At 69.4% G+C, this 19,182-nt stretch carries 16 protein-coding genes and 1 tRNA gene; 14 read left to right on the top strand and 3 right to left on the bottom strand.

Annotation, left to right across the window (positions count from 1 at the left end; genetic code table 11):
* Positions 1 to 34 precede the first annotated feature (34 nt).
* On the top strand, positions 35 to 1,225 hold the full coding sequence (locus C998_RS0108035; protein WP_018870347.1) for an ATP phosphoribosyltransferase regulatory subunit: 1,191 nt from the start codon (positions 35 to 37) through the stop codon (positions 1,223 to 1,225).
* Positions 1,225 to 2,520, top strand: coding sequence for an adenylosuccinate synthase (locus tag C998_RS0108030; RefSeq protein WP_018870346.1), 1,296 nt, complete (start codon positions 1,225 to 1,227; stop codon positions 2,518 to 2,520). The genes C998_RS0108035 and C998_RS0108030 overlap by 1 nt, the downstream gene beginning before the upstream one ends.
* Before the next feature lie 140 nt (positions 2,521 to 2,660).
* Here the strand turns inward: C998_RS0108030 and C998_RS0108025 are convergent.
* Positions 2,661 to 2,747: transfer RNA gene (locus C998_RS0108025), tRNA-Leu, on the bottom strand.
* A gap of 211 nt (positions 2,748 to 2,958) precedes the next feature.
* Here C998_RS0108025 and rnr point away from each other — a divergent pair.
* From rnr to C998_RS0107970, 11 genes are all read left to right on the top strand, one after another.
* Positions 2,959 to 5,715 carry a ribonuclease R gene (rnr, locus tag C998_RS0108020; protein ID WP_018870345.1) on the top strand — a complete coding sequence of 919 codons (2,757 nt, stop codon included), beginning with the start codon at positions 2,959 to 2,961 and terminating at the stop codon, positions 5,713 to 5,715.
* Positions 5,716 to 5,797: 82 nt separating this feature from the next.
* Positions 5,798 to 6,580: a 23S rRNA (guanosine(2251)-2'-O)-methyltransferase RlmB gene (gene rlmB / locus C998_RS0108015; RefSeq protein ID WP_018870344.1), complete on the top strand. Its 783-nt coding sequence runs from the start codon at positions 5,798 to 5,800 to the stop codon at positions 6,578 to 6,580.
* Between the two features lie 84 nt (positions 6,581 to 6,664).
* On the top strand, positions 6,665 to 7,063 hold the full coding sequence (rpsF, locus tag C998_RS0108010; RefSeq protein WP_018870343.1) for a 30S ribosomal protein S6: 399 nt from the start codon (positions 6,665 to 6,667) through the stop codon (positions 7,061 to 7,063).
* Between the two features lie 38 nt (positions 7,064 to 7,101).
* On the top strand, positions 7,102 to 7,326 hold the full coding sequence (rpsR, locus tag C998_RS0108005) for a 30S ribosomal protein S18 (RefSeq protein ID WP_018870342.1): 225 nt from the start codon (positions 7,102 to 7,104) through the stop codon (positions 7,324 to 7,326).
* A 52-nt stretch (positions 7,327 to 7,378) separates the two neighbouring features.
* Positions 7,379 to 8,317 carry a hypothetical protein gene (locus tag C998_RS0108000; RefSeq protein WP_018870341.1) on the top strand — a complete coding sequence of 313 codons (939 nt, stop codon included), beginning with the start codon at positions 7,379 to 7,381 and terminating at the stop codon, positions 8,315 to 8,317.
* 94 nt (positions 8,318 to 8,411) lie between these two features.
* Positions 8,412 to 8,861 (top strand): 50S ribosomal protein L9, encoded by a 450-nt coding sequence (gene rplI / locus C998_RS0107995; RefSeq protein ID WP_018870340.1) that lies wholly within the window; start codon positions 8,412 to 8,414, stop codon positions 8,859 to 8,861.
* An 85-nt stretch (positions 8,862 to 8,946) separates the two neighbouring features.
* Positions 8,947 to 10,311 (top strand): replicative DNA helicase, encoded by a 1,365-nt coding sequence (dnaB, locus tag C998_RS0107990; RefSeq protein ID WP_026279536.1) that lies wholly within the window; start codon positions 8,947 to 8,949, stop codon positions 10,309 to 10,311.
* 7 nt (positions 10,312 to 10,318) lie between these two features.
* A complete protein-coding gene (gene alr / locus C998_RS0107985; RefSeq protein ID WP_018870338.1) occupies positions 10,319 to 11,425 on the top strand; it encodes an alanine racemase in 1,107 nt (368 codons plus the stop codon).
* Between the two features lie 55 nt (positions 11,426 to 11,480).
* The gene (locus C998_RS0107980; RefSeq protein ID WP_018870337.1) at positions 11,481 to 12,674 is read left to right on the top strand and encodes an O-succinylhomoserine sulfhydrylase; all 1,194 of its coding nucleotides are present in this window, start codon (positions 11,481 to 11,483) and stop codon (positions 12,672 to 12,674) included.
* 198 nt (positions 12,675 to 12,872) lie between these two features.
* The gene (locus C998_RS0107975; RefSeq protein WP_018870336.1) at positions 12,873 to 15,371 is read left to right on the top strand and encodes a heavy metal translocating P-type ATPase; all 2,499 of its coding nucleotides are present in this window, start codon (positions 12,873 to 12,875) and stop codon (positions 15,369 to 15,371) included.
* A gap of 18 nt (positions 15,372 to 15,389) precedes the next feature.
* Positions 15,390 to 16,232 (top strand): ferritin-like domain-containing protein, encoded by an 843-nt coding sequence (locus C998_RS0107970; RefSeq protein WP_026279535.1) that lies wholly within the window; start codon positions 15,390 to 15,392, stop codon positions 16,230 to 16,232.
* Between the two features lie 29 nt (positions 16,233 to 16,261).
* On the opposite strand, the gene C998_RS0107965 is transcribed toward C998_RS0107970, so the two are convergent.
* A complete protein-coding gene (locus C998_RS0107965; RefSeq protein ID WP_018870334.1) occupies positions 16,262 to 17,017 on the bottom strand; it encodes a UDP-2,3-diacylglucosamine diphosphatase in 756 nt (251 codons plus the stop codon).
* Between the two features lie 4 nt (positions 17,018 to 17,021).
* A complete protein-coding gene (locus C998_RS0107960) occupies positions 17,022 to 17,534 on the bottom strand; it encodes a peptidylprolyl isomerase (RefSeq protein ID WP_026279534.1) in 513 nt (170 codons plus the stop codon).
* Between the two features lie 198 nt (positions 17,535 to 17,732).
* Between C998_RS0107960 and gltX the strand changes: the two genes are divergently transcribed.
* On the top strand, positions 17,733 to 19,175 hold the full coding sequence (gene gltX / locus C998_RS0107955; protein ID WP_018870332.1) for a glutamate--tRNA ligase: 1,443 nt from the start codon (positions 17,733 to 17,735) through the stop codon (positions 19,173 to 19,175).
* The last annotated feature ends 7 nt before the right edge of the window (positions 19,176 to 19,182 follow it).

The raw sequence follows: 19,182 nt of genomic DNA, 5'->3' as shown, positions 1-19,182 counted from the left end.
CGTGGACGGGTCAGGCCGTGCAGGCAAGGATGACATGACGGAAATCAATCGCTGGCTGCTGCCGGACGGACTGGAAGAGGCGCTGCCGGATTCGGCCCGGCGCCTGGAGGGTCTGCGGCGGCGTGTGCTCGACCATTTCGATGTCTGGGGCTACGACCATGTGATGCCGCCGCTGGCGGAATACCTGGAGTCGTTGCTTACCGGTGCCGGCCACGAGCTGGATCTGCAGACGTTCAAGCTGACCGATCAGCTGACCGGTCGTCTGATGGGCGTGCGTGCGGATCTTACGCCGCAGGTCGCGCGCATCGACGCGCACCGCCAGCATGTGGAGGGGGCCAACCGGCTGTGCTATGTCGGCACGACGCTGCGTGCGCGTGCCGACGAGTGGTCGGGATCCCGCAGTCCGCTGCAGGCCGGGGCCGAGCTTTTCGGCCACGACGGCCTGGATTCCGACGTCGAGATCATCCGTCTGATGCTGGCCACCCTCGAGGTCTGCGGTGTGCGCCGGCCGAGCATGGATCTGGGGCACGTCGGGATCTTCCGCAGTCTTGCACGGGCCGCGCGTCTGGAGCCGGAGCAGGAGCGCGCCTTCTTCGATCAGCTGCAGCGCAAGAGCATCCCCGAAATTGAACAGACCCTGGCGCAATGGCGTGAGGCGGGCCTCGACCCCGATCTGGCCGACGCCCTGCGTGCCCTGCCGGACCTCAATGGCGGACCCGAAGTCCTGGCGAGTGCGCGCGCCGCGCTGGGCCGGGCGCCCGCGGAGGTGCACGCGGCGCTGGATCACCTCGCGGCGGTGGTGGATGCGCTGCAGGCGCTGGATACCGACGTGGATCTGCACGTGGACGTTGCGGAGCTGCGTGGCTACGCCTATCACACCGGCCTGGTGTTCGCGGCGTTCATCCCGGGATCGGGGCAGGCGGTCGCCCGCGGCGGGCGCTACAACGAGATCGGTCGCGTTTTCGGGCGGGCGCGCTCGGCCACCGGTTTCAGTACCGACCTGCGCGAGCTCGTCCGGTACGGCGACGCGGGCGGCGATCCGGCGCGGCCGCGTGAATGCGTACTCGCGCCCGCCGGAACCGATCCGGAGCTGGAGGCCGCGGTGCGCGAGCTGCGCGGGCGCGGCGTGCGGGTGGTCCGCGAGCTGCGGGGCGAGACGCCGGTGGCGGATGCGGTCGCGCGCCTGGAGTACCGCAATGAACAATGGACGGTGGTGGAGCACTGATGGGACGTTTCGTAGTCGTACTGGGCAGTCAGTGGGGTGACGAGGGCAAGGGCAAGATCGTCGACCGACTGACCGAGGATGCCGCGGCGGTGGTGCGCTTCCAGGGCGGGCACAACGCCGGGCACACGCTGGTGATTGACGGCGAGAAGACGGTGCTGCACCTGATCCCCTCGGGCATCCTGCGTGAAGGGGTGGAGTGCATGATCGGCAACGGCGTGGTGCTGTCGCCGGAAGCCCTGCTCAAGGAGATGGACGAGCTCGAGGCCCGCGGCGTGCCCGTGACCGATCGCCTGCGGCTGTCGGACTCCTGCCAGCTGATCCTGCCGTACCACGTGGCGCTGGATCATGCGCGCGAGAAGGCGCGCGGCAAGGCGGCCATCGGTACCACGGGCCGCGGTATCGGTCCGGCCTACGAGGACAAGGTCGCACGTCGTGGACTGCGGCTGGACGACCTGTTCCATCGCGAGCGTCTGGCGGCCAAGCTCGGCGAGGTGATGGATTACCACAACTTTGCCCTGAAACATTATTTCGGGGCTGCGACGGTGGACCATCAGCAGGTGCTGGAGCAGTGCCTCGAGCATGCCGAGCGCCTCAAGCCGATGGTGACCGACGTCGCCGGCCGTCTGCACGAACTGCGTGCGGCGGGCCGCGACGTGATGTTCGAGGGGGCACAGGGTACGCTGCTGGACATCGATCACGGGACCTATCCGTTCGTGACCTCCTCCAGCACGACCGCCGGCGGCGCCTCCACCGGTTCGGGGGTGGGCCCGCGCGATCTGGATTATGTGCTGGGGATCACCAAGGCATACACCACGCGGGTCGGGGCCGGACCCTTTCCCACCGAGCTGTTCGACAACATGGGGGAACACCTCGCGCGCCGCGGCAACGAATTCGGTTCCACCACCGGGCGTGCGCGCCGCTGCGGGTGGTTCGATGCGGTGGCGCTGCGGCGCGCGGTCGCGGTGAACAGCATCAGTGGTCTGTGCATGACCAAGCTGGACGTGCTCGACGGTCTGGAGACGGTCCAGATCTGCACCGGTTACGACGTTGACGGCCGTCGCGTGGAGATCCCGCCCGCGGGGGCGGAGGCCTACGATTCGTGTACGCCGGTCTACGAGGAGATGCCGGGCTGGCAGGAGTCCACCGTCGGGGTGCGGGAGTATGCGCAGCTTCCCGCCAATGCGCGTGCCTACCTGGAGCGCCTGTCCGAGGTGGTGGGCGTTCCGATCGACATGATTTCCACCGGACCGGACCGTGACGAGACGCTGGTGATGCGCGACCCGTTCCGGGGCTGACGGGGGTGGCCGTCCGGTCCGGTTGCGGGCCGGGTGGCGACCGCACATGCAAAGACGCCCCGCAGGCCATTGCCATGCGAGCGATTGCGGACGCGGGATCTGAGGATTGCTTCGGGCACGAAGCGGGAAGCGAATAAAAATGGTGCCGAGGAGAGGACTTGAACCTCCACGGGGTTACCCCCACTAGCACCTGAAGCTAGCGCGTCTACCATTTCCGCCACCTCGGCACTTGAGGTCGGCCCTGTGAGGGGGCCTGCGCTTCAGGAACGCGTAAGGTAATCCGCGCTGGCGGATCTGTCAAACCCTGCGAGCTCCGCAGATGAAAGAAATGCGCCCGCGCCGCATCGGGGCCATAATGGGCGCCGGGCCGGCTCCGGCCTGTCACTGCCGCGGGCACCTCGGGTGCGCGGCACAACACCAGAAGAAAGAGTTCACTGAATGCCAGGAAAACGCAGCAAGCCGCAGGTCGACCCCAACCTCGAACGCGAGGCGCAGAAGTACGACAACCCCATCCCCAGCCGCGAGTACATCCTCGACCTGCTGCAGCTCGAGGGGAACCCGCTGTCCTTCGAGGAAATCGCCGGGCGTCTCGGCATCGAGGACGAGGAACGGCTGGAGGCCCTGAGGCGGCGGCTCAAGGCGATGGAGCGTGACGGTCAGGCGCTGTGCAACCGTCGGGGTGCCTACCTCCCGGTCAATCAGGAAGACCTGATCCGCGGGCGCGTGATCGGCCATCCCGACGGCTTTGGTTTCCTGGTGCCGGACGAGCAGGATGACGACCTGTTCCTGTCGCCGAAGCAGATGCGGGGGGTGTTCCACGGGGACCGCGCGGTGGCGCGCGTCATGGGCGTGGACCGGCGCGGGCGTCGTGAGGGCGGCATCGTCGAGGTGCTGGAGCGCAACACCACCCAGGTGGTCGGGCGTCTGCGCATCGAGGACGGCGTGGGCCTGCTGACCCCGGACAACAAGCGCATCACCCACGAGATCCTGGTACCGCCGGACGGTCTGGGCGAGGCGCAGGACGACCAGATCGTGGTCGTGCGCATCCGCGAGATGGCTTCGCGCAAGTCGCGTCTGCGCGGTGACGTGGTGGAGGTCCTGGGCGAGCACATGGCACCGGGGATGGAGATCGACATCGCGATCCGTGCCCAGGGTCTGCCGTTCGAATGGCCGGACGAGGTCACCGAAGCGGCCGACAAGCTGGGCGATTCGGTGCCGGAGAAGGCGAAGAAGAGTCGGCTGGATCTGCGCGACAAGCCGTTCGTGACCATCGACGGCAGCGATGCGCGGGACTTTGACGATGCCCTGTATTGCGAGCCCGAAGGCAAGGGCTGGCGGCTGTGGGTCGCGATCGCCGATGTGTCGCACTACGTCGAGCCGGATTCCGCGCTGGATCGCGAGGCGGTCAATCGCGCGACCTCGGCGTATTTCCCCGAGCAGGTGATCCCGATGCTGCCCGAGGCGCTGTCCAACGGGCTGTGCTCGCTGAATCCGGACGTCGACCGCCTGAGCATGGTCTGCGAGATGGAGATCGGTGCCCGCGGGGCGCTGAAGAGCTACCGTTTCCACGAGGGCGTGATTCGCTCGCATGCCCGGCTGATCTATGACGATGTGGCCGCAATGCTCGCGGGCGATGAGGGCCTGCGCGAGCAGAACGCGCAGGTGCTGCCGCACGTGGAGGAACTGCACCGGGTGTTCAAGGCGCTGCACGCGGCGCGCAACCGCCGTGGTGCGATCGATTTCGATTCCACCGAGACACAGATCGTGTTCGGCGAGGACCGCAAGATCGAGCGCATCGTGCCGGTGGAGCGCACCGATGCCCACCGCCTGGTCGAGGAATGCATGATCATGGCCAACGTGGCCGCGGCGCGCTTCCTCAAGAAGCACAAGGTCCCGGCGCTTTATCGCAACCACGATCAGCCGCCCACAGAGAAGGTCGAGGAGCTGCGTGAATTCCTCAATGGCGCGGGTCTGTCCCTGGGCGGAGGCGACGAGCCGACCCCGCGGGACTACACCGAGGTCCTCAAGGCGGCGAAGCAGCGCACGGACCAGAAACTGATCCAGACGGTCCTGCTGCGTTCGCTGTCGCAGGCGGTCTATTCACCCGACCTCGGCGGGCATTTCGGCCTGGCGCTGGATGACTACGCGCATTTCACCTCGCCGATCCGGCGCTATCCGGACCTGCTGGTCCATCGGGGCATTCGCCACGTGCTGCGCAACGGCAGCAACAAGGGCTTCCCCTATACCCATCAGCGCATGGAAGGCCTCGGCGAGCACTGCTCGATGGCCGAACGCCGCGCCGAAGACGCCACCCGGGACGTCGAGGCCTGGCTGAAGGCCGAGTACATGCAGGACAAGGTCGGGGATGTGTTTACCGGCATCGTCTCGGGCGTGACCGGGTTCGGCCTGTTCGTGGAGATCCAGGGGGTGTACATCGAGGGCCTGGTGCATGTCTCCAGCCTCGACAACGACTTCTACCACTTCGATCCCAAGCGCCACACCCTCACGGGCGAGCGCGCCGGCCGCGTGTTCCGCATCGGTGACGAGCTCCAGGTACAGCTGGTGCGGGTGAGTCTGGATGACCGCAAGATCGATCTGGCCCTGGCCGGTGAGTCGAAGCCCGCGGAGAAGGCTGCACCGGCCGGGCGCCCGGCCGGTCGCAAGGGCCCGGGCGGAGGTCCCGGTGCCGGCGGGAAGAAGCGTGGCAGCGCCCGCGACAACGCCCGTCGCAAGCGTCGCGCCAGAGGAGGCGATGCGGAGACGGGCGGGGGCCCGGCTGCTGGCCCGGATGCGGGCCCGGTGTCCGACGATTCCGCACCCGCCGACAGCGAAGGCGAACACGCAGCGGCAGAATCGGCCCCGGAATCGGCGCCGGAGCCCGCCGGTGACGACGCACCGAAGAAGAAGGGCCGGCGGCGCGGCCGTCGGCGCAGCAAGCCTTCCGCGGAGGAGGGTGACGCCGCCGCGCAGGGTGCCGACGGGCCCGGCGGGGGTGCTGCCTCCGAAGAGGACCCCGCAGATGCTCCGGAGCCGGGCAACGAGCGGCTTCCGGAGCCCGAGGCCGTTCCGGACAAGGATGGCAACACCATCCCTGACGCGGATGCCTCCGGCCCGGGCGGCTCCGGAGACGGCGAAACCGGGGACAAGCCGGGACGGCGTCGGAGCCGTCGCCGGCGCCCGACATCTTCTTCCTGATCGATGCACGGATGTCCGACGTTGCGGGTGCCGTTGCGGGCGTTCTGTCCGTACCGCGACCGAAAATGCGGGGACGTGCGGGATGAGCCGTAGCGGCGGAAAGGGGCGCTCCCGGGGCGAGGCCTTCGGCGGGATCCATGCGGTGGCATCGCTGCTCGAGCGTGCTCCGGAGCGGATCAAGAGCCTGCAGCTCGCGCGCGGCGAGGTGGATGCATCCCTGCAGCGCATCCTGGAGCGCGCCGGTACGCGGGGAGTGGCGGTGGAGCGGGTGGCCCGCGAGCGCCTGGACCAGCAGCACCCCGGATTTCAGCACCAGGGCGTGATCGTGCACTGTACGCCCCGCCCGGTGGTGGACGAGCGCGAGCTGCGCCAACGCGTGGAGGCCGGCCTGGATCTGGTGCTGGTGCTGGATGGCGTCACCGATCCGCACAACCTCGGCGCCTGCCTGCGCACGGCGGACGCCGCAGGCGCCGGGGCCCTGGTCGTCCCGCGCCACCACAGTGCTCCATTGACCCCGGCGGCGATCAAGGTGGCCTCCGGCGCGGCGGAGACCGTGCCGGTGGTGAGCGTGGGCAATCTCGCCCGCACCCTCGCCGCGCTGAAGGAGTCCGGCATGTGGGCCACGGGGCTGGACGGCGAGGCGCAGGAGGTCCTGTATGACGTCGATCTGCGCCCGCCCACCGCGATCGTCATGGGCGCCGAGGGCGAGGGCCTGCGACGCCTGACCCGCGAGGCCTGCGATCATCTGGCGCACATACCCATGGCCGGCACCGTGGAGAGCCTGAACGTGTCGGTTGCCACCGGCGTGTCGCTGTTCGAAGTCCGGCGCCAGCGCCGTGTTGTGACCGCGGGCAACATCGGTTAACGTATTGCGCCTTTCCGCCCGTCGTTAGGGCGGTTCCTTGCCTCACCGGCGCACCGGGAGGCTGTTACCCGCAAGGAGTTGGATATGCGTCACTATGAAGTCGTGTTTCTGGTCCATCCCGACCAGAGCGAGCAGGTCCCGGCGATGATCGAGCGCTACAAGGGTCTGGTGGAAGGCCACAGCGGCACGGTCCACCGTCTGGAGGACTGGGGCCGCCGGCAGCTCGCCTACCCCATCCAGAAGCTGGTCAAGGCCCACTACGTGCTGATGAACATCGAGGCCGACGAGGCCGCGATGGAAGAGCTCGACAGCGCCTTCCGCTTCAACGATGCGGTGCTGCGTCACCTGTCCATCCGCATGGATCGTGCGATCACCGAAGCGTCCCCGCTGGCCAAGGGCCGCGAGGAAGAAGAAGGCAAGGGCAGCCGCCGCCGCGAGGACGCCTCCGCGGACGAGTCGGCCGAAGCCCCCGCCGACGAGTGATCCCGAACCCCACCCCCGTTTACTGAAGGAGATCGGACATGGCCCGTTTCCCGCGTCGTCGCAAGTTCTGCCGGTTCACCGCCGAAGGTATCGAGTACATCGATTACAAGGACCTGAACCTGCTGAAGAATTACATCACCGAGACCGGCAAGATCGTGCCCAGCCGCGTCACCGGCACCAGCGCCAAGTACCAGCGTCAGCTGTCCACGGCGGTCAAGCGCGCGCGTTTTCTCGCGCTGCTTCCGTACAGCGATACGCATTGATCGGCGCCTGAACGCTGCCTGATCGCCGCCCGCCGGGCGGAGTGCAACGGTCATGCAGATCCTCGCCGAATTCGCGATGAAGAGCCGGGGCCGCGCCGTGGGTGCGGTCGCCGGCTTTGGTATTGCCGGGCTGTTCCTGCCGCCGGTATCCATCGTCAGCAGTGCCCTGGTGGCCCTGGTCGGGCTGCGCCTGGGGCTGACTCAGGCCCTGGTCGTCCTCGCGATCGCCTCCGCCCTGCTGGGCGCGGCCCTGTGGGGTCTGAGCCCCGGAACACCGGGACCGGCGGTGCTGCTGGCCGGTGTCATCCAGTGGCTGCCGGTGGCCCTGCTGGCCGAGCTGTTGCGGCGCACGGTGTCCTGGCGCATCACCCTCAAGGCCGGGGCGCTGGTCGCCGGTGCCGGCGTGTTGCTGATGCACGCCCTGGTGCCGGATGCCGAGGCATTCTGGGTGCGGGCAGGCATGGAGTTGCTGGCGCCGCTGGTGGAGACCGGCGAGGCGGCAGCGCGCGAAGAGCTCGAGGCGGTGCTGGCCGACCTCGCGCCCTACCTGGCCGGGCTGCTGGCGGGCATCGTGCTGTTGAGCGTGACCCTGGCGATGCTGATCGCCCGCTACTGGCAGGCGGCGCTGTACAACCCCGGGGCCTTCGGCGCGGAATTCCGCGCCCTGCAGCTGGGGCCGGGCGTCAGCGCCGCCGCGGTTGTGCTGCTCGCGGTGGGGCAGCTGGTGCCGTCGCCGCTGGCGATGGAGCTGGCGTTCATCCTGGGGGTGCTGTTCTTCCTCCAGGGGATCGCCCTGATGCATGCGCTGACGCATGGCCAGGGCATGAGCGTGTTCTGGCTGGTGGGCATGTACATTTTGATGGCCCTGGCGTTGCCGCAGATGTTCCTGCTGCTGGCCACCATCGGGGTCATCGACGCGTGGGCGGATATCCGCCGGCGCATGGGGATCGGTCGCGAGCGCGATGCCGGCGACGATCCCCCGGAATCCTGAGCGTGTGACGCGCGCGGTTCGGCCGGCGCGGCACACGGTGTAGAATACGGCCCGACCTCGGGTCGCTGGTTCAATCGTTGACGGGAAGACCAAGATGGAAGTCATTCTGCTGGAAAAGATCGACAACCTGGGCGGGCTGGGCGATCGTGTCCGCGTGCGCCCCGGTTTTGCGCGCAACTACCTCCTGCCGCAGGGCAAGGCGGCCTTCGCCACCGCGGAGAACATCGCCGAGTTCGAGGCGCGCCGTGCCGAGCTGGAAAAGGCCGCGGCCGAGGCCGTGGCGGCCGCCGAAGCCCGTCGCGAAAAGCTCGACGGCATGGATCTGGAGATCCGGGCCAAGGTCGGCGCCGAAGGCAAGCTGTTCGGTTCGGTGAGCCCGGCCGACATCGCCGACGCGCTGACCGCGAAGGGTGTGGAAGTGGAGAAAAAGGAAGTGCGCATGCCCGAGGGGCCGCTGCGGGCGACCGGCGAGTTCGAGGTGGGCGTTCACCTGTACTCGGGTGTCGACGCGGAGATCCGCGTCACCGTCACCCCCGAGGAGTGAGGCTCCCGATGGCGGACGGGCGGACCGCCGGGCGGGCCGCTGCCGCCGCGGGCCCGCATGATGGCGGCGGGGGCACGGCATGGCGATGACCGACATGCCGCGCGTCCCGCCGCATTCCGAGGAGGCGGAACAGTCCGTCCTCGGCGGTCTGATGCTCGACAACGGGGCCTGGGACCGGGTCGCTGACCGCATTACCGCGGACGACTTTTATCGCCATGACCACCGCGTGCTGTACCGGGCGATCGGGCAGCTGGCGGAGCGCAATGCTCCGTTCGACGTGGTGACGGTTTCCGAACAGCTGGAACGCACCGCCGAACTGGAAGCCGCCGGCGGCATGGCCTATCTTGGCCAGCTCGCCAGTGACACCCCTTCGGCCGCGAACATCGTGGCCTATGCGGACATCGTCCGCGAACGCTCCATTCTGCGCTCGCTGATCACGGTCGGCACCGAGATCGCCGATTCGGCATTCGTGCCCGAGGGGCGCGATTCCAAGCAGCTGCTGGACGAGGCGGAACAGAAGGTGTTCCGCATTGCCGAGCTGGGCGCGCGCGGGGCCCAGGGCTTTCGCGGGATGAAGCCCCTGCTGGCGTCCGCGGTCGAGCAGATCGAGTTCCTCTACGAGAGCACCAGCCCGATCACCGGCATCGCGACCGGTTATCAGGACCTGGACGAGCTCACCTCGGGGCTCAATCCTTCCGATCTGGTGATCGTTGCGGGACGCCCGTCGATGGGCAAGACCAGTTTCGCGATGAACATCGCCGAATATGTGGCGATGAAGAATCAGGAACCGGTGGCGATCTTCTCCATGGAGATGCCGGGCGAGCAGATCGCGATGCGCCTGCTGTCCTCCATGGGCCGGATCAACCAGCAGAAGCTGCGTTCCGGGCGCCTGGACGACGGCGACTGGCCGCGCCTGACCAGCGCCGTGCAGATGCTCTCCGGGGCGCCGCTGTTCGTCGACGACACCCCGGCGCTGACGCCCACCGAGCTGCGCGCCCGTGCGCGGCGCCTGATGCGCGAGCACAAGGGCCTCAAGCTCATCGTGGTCGACTACCTCCAGCTGATGCAGTACCCGGGCTCCGGGGATAACCGCGCCCACGAGATCTCCGAGATCTCGCGCTCGCTCAAGGCCCTGGCCAAGGAGCTGGAGGTCCCGGTGATCGCGCTGTCACAGCTCAACCGTTCGCTGGAACAGCGCCCGAACAAGCGCCCGGTGATGTCGGACCTGCGCGAATCGGGAGCGATTGAACAGGATGCAGACATCATCGCGTTCGTTTATCGCGACGAGGTCTATAACGAAGAATCGCCGGACAAGGGCACCGCCGAGATCATTATCGGCAAGCAGCGTAACGGGCCGATCGGGACCGTGCGTCTGACCTTCCGCGGCCAGTTCACCCGCTTCGAGAACTATGCCCCGGACGTGTACGGCGAGGTGGGCCCGGAGGGCTAGTCACGACATGCAGCGGGCGGCCAGCATCCAGCTCGATTCCGGAGCCCTGCGCCACAACCTGGAGGTGGCCCGCGGGCTCGCCCCGGAGACGGCGATGTGGCCCGTGATCAAGGCGGAGGGCTATGGCCATGGTCTCGAGTGGGCGGCGCAGTCACTGGGCGAAGTGGCCGACGGGCTGGCCGTGTCCGCGGTGGAGGAGGCCGAGGTCCTGCGGCGGAGCGGATTCGATGGCCCGCTGCTGGTGCTGCAGGGCGGGCGGGACGCCGCCGGGTTTCGCCGTTGTGCGGAGCTCGCGCTGCAGCCGGCGGTGCATGCGCCGGCGCAGCTGGAAGCGCTGGACGCCGCCAGCGTCGTCCTGCCCGAGGTCTGGATCAAGCTCAACACCGGGATGAATCGACTGGGATTCGCCCCGGCCGAAGCCGATGCCGTGGAACGTGCCCTGCGGGCGGCCGGTCACGGCGGGCGCGGCCTGCACTGGATGACCCACATGGCCTGCGCCGACGACCCGGCGGATGACCACAACGCGGCACAACTGTCGGCCTTCGCCACGGCCGTGGCGGGACGCTCCGGCGCGCGCTCGCTGGCCAATTCGGCGTCGCTGTTCGCCGGCTGGGGGCGAGGGGCCGGTCATGGCGCGGACGAGGCCTTCCGCGCCCGGCCGGGCATCATGCTCTACGGCTGCCACCCGGCCTCGGTACCGGCCAGGGCCCCGCCGGAGGGTCCGGATGCCGACCTGCGCCCGGTGATGACCGTGCAGGCCCCGATTATCGGGATCCAGCATCCGACGCCCGGTGACGGGGTGGGCTACGGCGCCACCTGGACCGCGCATGGCGGGGAGCGCATCGGCATCGTGGCCATGGGCTATGCGGACGGTTACCCGCGCCACGCCCCCACCGGCACGCCGGTGCGGGTACGCGGTCAGCTCTGCCCGCTGGTCGGGCGGGTCTCGATGGACATGCTCGCGGTGGATCTCTCCGGCGTGCCCGCGGCCGGGGTGGGCGATCTCGCGACACTGTGGGGCGAGGGCCTGCCGGTGGAGCGCGTGGCGCGTGCTGCCGGCACGATCGGCTACGAGCTGCTCACGCGGGTGGCCGGGCGTCTGCGGCCAGCGTAGCGAGTGCCGGCGGGCATCCGTAAACTGGCCCGTTCACGCGAGCCAGGAAGCCCCGATGCACGAAGAATTCGATCCCGCCGACTACGACCCCGATACCGTCGCCATCCGCCATGGCTACCGTCGGACCCCGGAGCAGGAACACTCCGAGGCGATCTTCCCGACCTCCAGCTTCGTGTTCGACAGCGCGGCGGAGGCCGCCGCCCGGTTCTCGGGCGAGGTCCCCGGCAACATCTATTCGCGCTTCACCAACCCCACGGTGAGGACCTTCCAGGAGCGGCTCGCGGCGCTGGAGGGAGGCGAGGCCTGTGTGGCCACCGCCTCCGGCATGTCCGCGATCCTGGCGACCATGATGGGACTGCTGAAGGCCGGCGATCACGTGGTCTGCTCGCGCTCGGTGTTCGGCACCACCACGGTGCTGTTCAACAACTACCTCGCCCGCTTCGGCGTGGAGGTGACCTACGTCGAGCTGTCGAACCTCGAGGCCTGGGAGGCCGCTACCCAGTCCAACACCCGGCTGTACTTCTGCGAGACGCCCTCCAACCCGCTCGGCGAGGTGGTGGACATCGCCGCGCTGGCGGCGATCGCGCATCGTCATGACGCGCTGCTGGCGGTGGACAACTGCTTCTGTACGCCGATCCTGCAGCGTCCACTGGATCTGGGGGCCGACCTCATCATTCACTCGGCGACCAAGTTCCTCGACGGCCAGGGCCGCTGCCTGGGCGGCGCGGTGGTGGGCGACGCCGAGCGCGTCGGCAAGGACGTCTACGGCTTCCTGCGCACTGCCGGCCCGACCCTGTCGCCGTTCAACGCCTGGGTGTTCCTGAAGGGGCTGGAGACCCTGGCCCTGCGCATGCGTGCCCACAGCGACAATGCCCTGGCCCTGGCGCAGTGGCTGCAGGCCCACCCGAAGGTCACGGCGGTGCATTACCCGGGGCTCGAATCCCACCCGCAGCATGCGATCGCGAAGCGCCAGCAAAGCGGCTTCGGCGGCGTGCTGAGCTTCGAGGTCGCCGGCGGGCGCGAGGCCGCCTGGTCGGTGATCGACGCCACGAGGTTCCTGTCGATCACCGCGAACCTGGGCGATGCCAAGACCACCATCACCCATCCGGCCACCACTACTCACGGTCGCGTGGACCCGGACAAGCGCGAGGCCCAGGGCATCACCGAGGCCCTGGTGCGGGTCGCGGTGGGGCTGGAGTCGGTCGCCGACATCCAGCGCGACCTGGCCCGCGGGCTCGACGCCCTCTGACCCCATTCATCTCGCCCCGGGGTATGGCGGCGAGCTCGATTCTGGCTCTGGCTGCTCGTTGTCGCCGTGGGGTAGCCGGTATGGCGGGTGGTCAGTCGGTTGGCAACTCGCCCGCCGGGGGACTACAACACGGGGATGAGCGCGGCCGGGGCATCCGGTTCGATAAACGTGGTGCAGTGACCGCTCAGGAGCGACCCGATGGTGCACGAGTCCCCGCAGTGGCGTGAGGCAGTGGTGATCGTCCCCGGTATGGGGTCGGACCACTGCGCGGGGATTGTCCGCGCGGCGCTGGAGAAGACCCCGGGCGTGGCCTCGGTGGGGACCAATATCGCCCGCCACCGGGTGACCGTGGGATATGACCCCGAGCAGGTGGACCCGCAGGGGTTGCGGGCTGCCGTGGAGGGGGCCGGCTACGACGTCGCCCGGGTCGAGGGTGAAACGGGCGCCACGGGTACGGTGCGTCTGGTGGTGCCCGGCATGGGGTCGGATCACTGCGCGGGGATCGTGCGCGGTGCGATCGAGAAGCTGGACGGCATCCAGGCGGTGCGCACCAACATCGGTGACCACCGTGTGACCGTGGAAACCGGTCCCGGAGGCCCCGACGCCGAGGCCCTGCGCGCCGCGGTCGAGGGCGCCGGTTATGACGTAGCGGCGGTGGAGACCGAGGAGGCCGGCAGCGAGGCGGACGACGCCGAGATTGACGCCGCCTACCTGAAGCAGGCCTGGCGCCGGCTGTGGATCGCGATGATCCCGACCATCGCGATCATGGTCCTGATGATGGTCCACATGTTCTGGCAGCCGATCCCCGGCTATCTGCTGATCATCGCCGTGCTGGCCTTCCCGGTGGTGTTCATGGCCGGGGGTGCGGCCACCCACCGTTCGTCCTGGCGCGCGCTGAAAAGCGGCAGCCTGAACATGGATGTGCTGATCTCCATGGGCTCGCTGCCGCCCTATCTGCTGGGACTGATCGGCTTCGTCTACCCGATGACCTCGTTCATCGAGATGGCCGCGACCATCATGGCCTTCCACATGCTCGGGCGGTACCTGGAGTACCGCGCCAAGGGCGAGGCCTCCTCCGCGATCCGCAAGCTGCTGGATCTGGGCGCGAAGACGGCCCGGGTCGAGCGCGACGGCGAGGAGGTCGAGGTGCCGGTGAAATCGCTGCAGGTGGGCGAGGTGATGATCGTGCGCCCCGGCGAGAAGATCCCCACCGATGGCGAGGTGGTCGCCGGCGAGAGCACGGTGGACGAATCCATCGCCACCGGCGAGTCGGTGCCGGTGGACAAGGGCGAGGGCGATAGCGTGCTCGGCGCGACCCTGAACCAGCAGGGGCGGCTGAAGGTGCGCGCGACCCGCGTGGGGGCCGACACCTTCCTGTCGCAGGTGATCCGTCTGGTGAACGAGGCCCAGGGCTCGCGGGTGCCGGTGCAGGAGCTGGCGGACCGCATCACCGCGCGCTTCGTGCCGGCGGTGCTGGTGATCGCGCTGGCGGCGTTCGCGGCCTGGCTGGCGTTCTCCGGGGCGCTGCAGCCGATCCTGATCTGGGGCGAGGGCTTCCTGCCCTGGGTCGACGCCGAGCGCCCGCCCATCGTGCTGGCCATCCTCGCGGCCATCGCCGTGCTGGTCATCGCCTGCCCCTGCGCGCTGGGGCTGGCCACACCCACCGCCCTGATGGTCGGTTCCGGCATGGGGGCCGAGCGCGGGGTGTTGATCCGCTCGGGCTCCGCGATCCAGACGTTGAAGGACATCCGCGTGATCGTGCTCGACAAGACCGGGACCCTCACCCGCGGGCAGCCGGCACTGACCGACGTGATCGCGGCCGAGGGCTTCGATGACGCTCGCGTGCTGCAAGCGGCCGCAGCGGTGGAGGCCGCTTCCGCGCACCCGCTGGCCGAGGCCATCGTGCAGGGCGCGCGCGACCGTGAACTGGAGATCGCCGAGGTCGAACAGTTCCAGTCGCACACCGCGCGCGGGGTGGCGGCCCACCTCGGCGGAGAGCGCGTCCTGGTCGGCAGCCAGCGGTTGCTGGAGGAGCAGGGACTGGATCCGTCCGGGCTGGTGGAATCGCTGCGGCGGCTCGAGGATGCCGGCAAGACGGCGATGCTGGTGGCCATTGGTGATCAACCGGCCGGCATCGTCGCGGTGGCCGACACGCTCAAGGATGAGTCGCAGGCTGCCATCGAGCAGCTGCATGGCCTGGGCATCCGCTGCGTGATGGTCACCGGGGACAACGAGCGCACCGCCAAGGCGGTGGCCGCGCAGGTGGGGATCGACGAGGTCCGCGCCGGCGTGCTGCCGGAAGGCAAGGTCGAGGCGATCCGCGAACTGCAGGCGCAGTACGGCGACCACGTGGCCATGGTGGGCGACGGCATCAACGACGCCCCGGCGCTGCAGCAGGCGAACGTCGGCATCGCGATCGGGGCCGGCGCGGACGTCGCCATCGAGGCCGCCGACGTCACCCTGGTGCGCGGCGAGCTGACCAGGGTCGTCGAGGCCGTGCAGCTCTCGCGCATGACGTTCCGCAAGATCGTCCAGAACCTGTTCTGGGCCTGGGGCTACAACTCCGCCGCGATCCCGATCGCCGCGGCCGGCCTGCTGCACCCGATGATCGGCGTGATCGCCATGACCGCCAGCTCGCTCTCGGTGATCGGCAACTCCATCCTGCTGCGCCGCAGCATGCCGACCGACGAGCGTTGAGCGGGTATCCTGTGTCGCATGCGCCCATCAAACCCGAATCCTGAACCCGTGCCCGAACCTTCGGTCGTTTATCGAGCAGCCGAGGCCGCATTGCGGGAGCGGGACCCGGAGGCCAAGTGCGAGCGGGTGCTGGAACTCATGCGCGCGTGGTGGGCGGACGAGCTGGAGCCCGGGAAGGCTTTGGCGCCGGAGCGCATGGAGGTGCCGGGGCGGCCGGAGCGGCCCGCGCTGGTGCACCCGAAGGACCTTCCGCGGCGCGGGCTGCACACGACGGCCGGGCGGGTGGCGCTGGTGCACGCCGTCGCGCATATCGAGTTCAACGCGATCAACCTGGCGCTGGACGCCGTGTATCGCTTTCGCGACATGCCGGAACCCTTCGTCAGCGACTGGCTGCAGGTGGCGGCCGAGGAGGTGCGCCATTTCCGGTTGCTGCGGAAGCGGCTCCACGAGCTGGGGGCGGACTACGGCGACCTGCCGGCCCATAACGGCCTGTGGGAGGCGGCGCTGGCGACCGATCACGACGTGATGGTGCGCATGGCGCTGGTGCCGCGGGTGCTGGAGGCGCGCGGGCTGGACGTGACCCCGGGCATGATCGAGCGTCTGACGGCGGCGGGCGATCACGCCACCGTGGCGCTGCTGGAGATCATACAGCGCGAGGAGGTTGCCCACGTGGCGATCGGCACGCGCTGGTTCCGCGAGCTGGCCCACGCACGCGGGCTCGATCCCGAGCCGCTGTTCCTCGAGCTGCTGGCCGAACACATGCCGGGGCGGGTCCGCCCGCCGTTCGCGCACGAGGCCCGCCTGGCGGCGGGGTTCACCGAGTCGGAGATGGGGGCGCTGGAGGAGCAGGGTCGGCGCTGAAGCAGCCCCGGGGTAACCCCGCGACAGTCTCAGGCGTGGAGCAGGTGTGCGGGGTAGGGCGTTTCGTCCAGCTGGCGCAGGACCGGGCCTTCCGGGCCGAGCTCCAGGAAGCCGGGGTGCTCGTCCCAGGCCGGCAGCACGCAGCGCTGACGCGGCTGGCCGGCGACCTCCAGATCGTGGATCGCGGGGCGGTGGGTGTGTCCGTGGATCAGCAGCGGCACGTCGCCGTCGCGAAAGGTCGCGGCCACGGCTTCGCCATTCACGTCGGTGATCGCGGCGGCCTTCATCTGCCCGTTGTGACGGCTGGCCTCGCGCATGGTTTCGGCCCGCGCGATGCGCTGTTCCAGTGGCTGGCCGAGGAAATCCCGTTGCCAGACCTCGCTGCGCACCATCTGGCGAAAGGCCATGTGTTCGCTGTCGTCGGTGCACAGGGAGTCGCCGTGCATCAGGAGGGCCGGGCCGCAGGGCAGCGTGGCGTGCAGCGGCTCGGGGGCGAGTGTCATGCCGGCGCGGGCGGCGTAGTCCGGGCCCACGAGGAAGTCGCGGTTGCCATGGATGAACATGACCGGCGCCTCCAGCGCGGAGAGCGCCGCCGCCAGTTGCTCTGCCGCCGGATGCGAGGCGTCGTCGCCGACCCAGTACTCGAACAGGTCGCCCAGGATGTACAGGGCCGAGGCGGCCCGCGCCGGGCCGTCGAGGAACGCCAGCGCGGCGTTCAGCGTCGGGCCGGGTTCGCGCTCCAGGTGCAGGTCGGAGATGACCAGGGCGGGCGCGGTCTCGCTCACGGGATCACTCGGCGCGGCGGGCGCTTTCCAGGACCACGGGTTCCTGCGGCACGTCCTGATGCATGCCGGAACGGCCGGTGGGCACGCCCTCGATGGTGCGCACGACGTCCATGCCCTCGACCACTTCGCCGAACACCGTGTAGCCCCAGCCCTGCGGGTTGGGTGCGGTGTGGTTGAGGAAGTCGTTGTCGTTGACGTTGACGAAGAACTGGGCGGTGGCCGAATGCGGGTCCTGGGTGCGGGCCATGGAGACCGCGCCGACCTTGTTCTTCAGGCCGTTGTCCGCCTCGTTGCGGATCGGGTCGCGCGTGGGCTTCTGGCGCATGTCCTTGTCCATGCCGCCGCCCTGGACCATGAAGCCGGGGATCACGCGATGGAACAGCGTGCCGTCGTAAAAGCCGTCGTCGACGTACTGCAGGAAGTTGGCGACGGTCTCCGGCGCGGCTTCGGCGTCGAGTTGCAGGACGATGCGGCCGTGCGTGGTTTCAAGCGCGACCTTGGGGCTGGATTCGGCCATGAGGGCTCCCGGAAAGCTGAGGACGAGGATCAGGAGGGCCGCGGCGATGCCGGCCAGCGGAACAGGACGGGGCATGACGACACTCCGGAATCAGGAGCCGGCATGGTAACCGCGGGCCCCCGCCGGTTCCAGTCGGCCCGCCTCGCGCTCCCCCTTTTGGCGGAGCGGTGCTGGTCGCACCGGGGTCGCTCGGCTACCATGCGCGCCATGACGACAACCGTGACCCGCACCCGTTTCGCGCCCAGTCCCACCGGGCTGCTGCACCTTGGCAATCTGCGTACCGCGCTGTTCAGCGCCCTGCTGGCACGGGCGCGCGGCGGGCATTTCCTGCTGCGCATCGAGGACACCGATGCGGAACGTTCGCGCGCGGAGTTCGTCGAGGCGCTGCAACAGGATCTGCAGTGGCTGGGGCTGGACTGGGACGAGGGGTACGGCGCGGCCGCCGGCGACGCCGGTCCCTATGCCCAGTCACAGCGTACGGGGCTCTACCAGGCCTACTACGACCGGCTGATCGAGGCCGGTCTGGCGTATCCCTGTTTCTGCACGCCGGAAGAACTCGAGCGCGGGCGCAAGCGCATGCGTGCCCAGGGCAAGCCGCCGCGCTACCCCGGCACCTGTGCCGGACTGGACCCGGAGGAGGCGCGCCGCCGCGAGGCCGAAGGGCAGCGCCCGACCCTGCGTTTCCGCGTGCCGCTGGGGCGCACGGTGCGCTTCGAGGACGGAGTGCGCGGCGCGGTGAAGTTCCGCACCGACGAGATCGGCGACTTCGTGATCCGGCGCTCGGACGGCACGCCGGCGTTCTTCTTCTCCAACGCGGTGGACGATGCCCTGATGGGGGTGACCGACGTGGTACGCGGCGAGGATCACATCGCCAACACCCCGCGCCAGCTGCTGTTGCTGGAGGCGCTGGAACTGCCGGCGCCCGGCTATCACCACCTGCCGCTGGTCAACGGCGACGACGGGGCTCCGCTGTCCAAGCGCAACGGTTCGGCCAGCATCCGCGAACTGCGCGAGGCCGGGGTGCTGCCGCTGGCGATCCTCAACCACCTCGCGCGGCTGGGTCATCGTTACGAGGAGGGGGGCCTGCTCTCGCTGGAGGGGCTGGCGCAGGGGTTCGACCCGGCGCGGATCGGTCATTCGGCGGCGCGCCACGATCCGCGCCAGCTGGAGCACTGGCAGGCCGAGGCCCTGCGCGCGCTGTCGGACACGGATCTGCAGGCGCATCTCGCGGGGCTGGGCGTGCTGGAACCGCTGCCGGAGGCCGGGCGCGCGGAGTGGATTGCGCTGGCGCGCGACAACATCGCGTCGGTCGAAGACGCGCGGCGCTGGGTGGCCGCGTTCGCCGAGGATCCGGCGCCGCTGAGCGAGGCGGCCCGCGGGGAGATCGAGGGTGCCGGGCCGGCTTTGTTCGAGGCCGCGCTGGAGGCGCTGGACACCAGCAAGGATTTCCCTGAAATGGCGAAGGCCGCGGGGGCGGCCACGGGTCGCAAGGGACGCGGTCTGTTCATGCCGCTGCGCGCGGCGCTGTCCGGGCAGACCTTCGGCCCGGAGCTGCCGCGCATCCGCGACTATCTGGGCCCGGAGCGCACCCGCGTCCGGCTGCAGGCCGCGCGCGACGTGGCGGCCGCGGTCGCCGACTGATCCGCCG

Origin of the sequence: Thioalkalivibrio sp. ALgr3, from assembly GCF_000377325.1 — a bacterium.
Lineage (GTDB): Bacteria > Pseudomonadota > Gammaproteobacteria > Ectothiorhodospirales > Ectothiorhodospiraceae > Thioalkalivibrio.
Note: the sequence above shows the minus strand (reverse complement) of the source record. Positions and strands in the feature narration are given on the sequence as shown.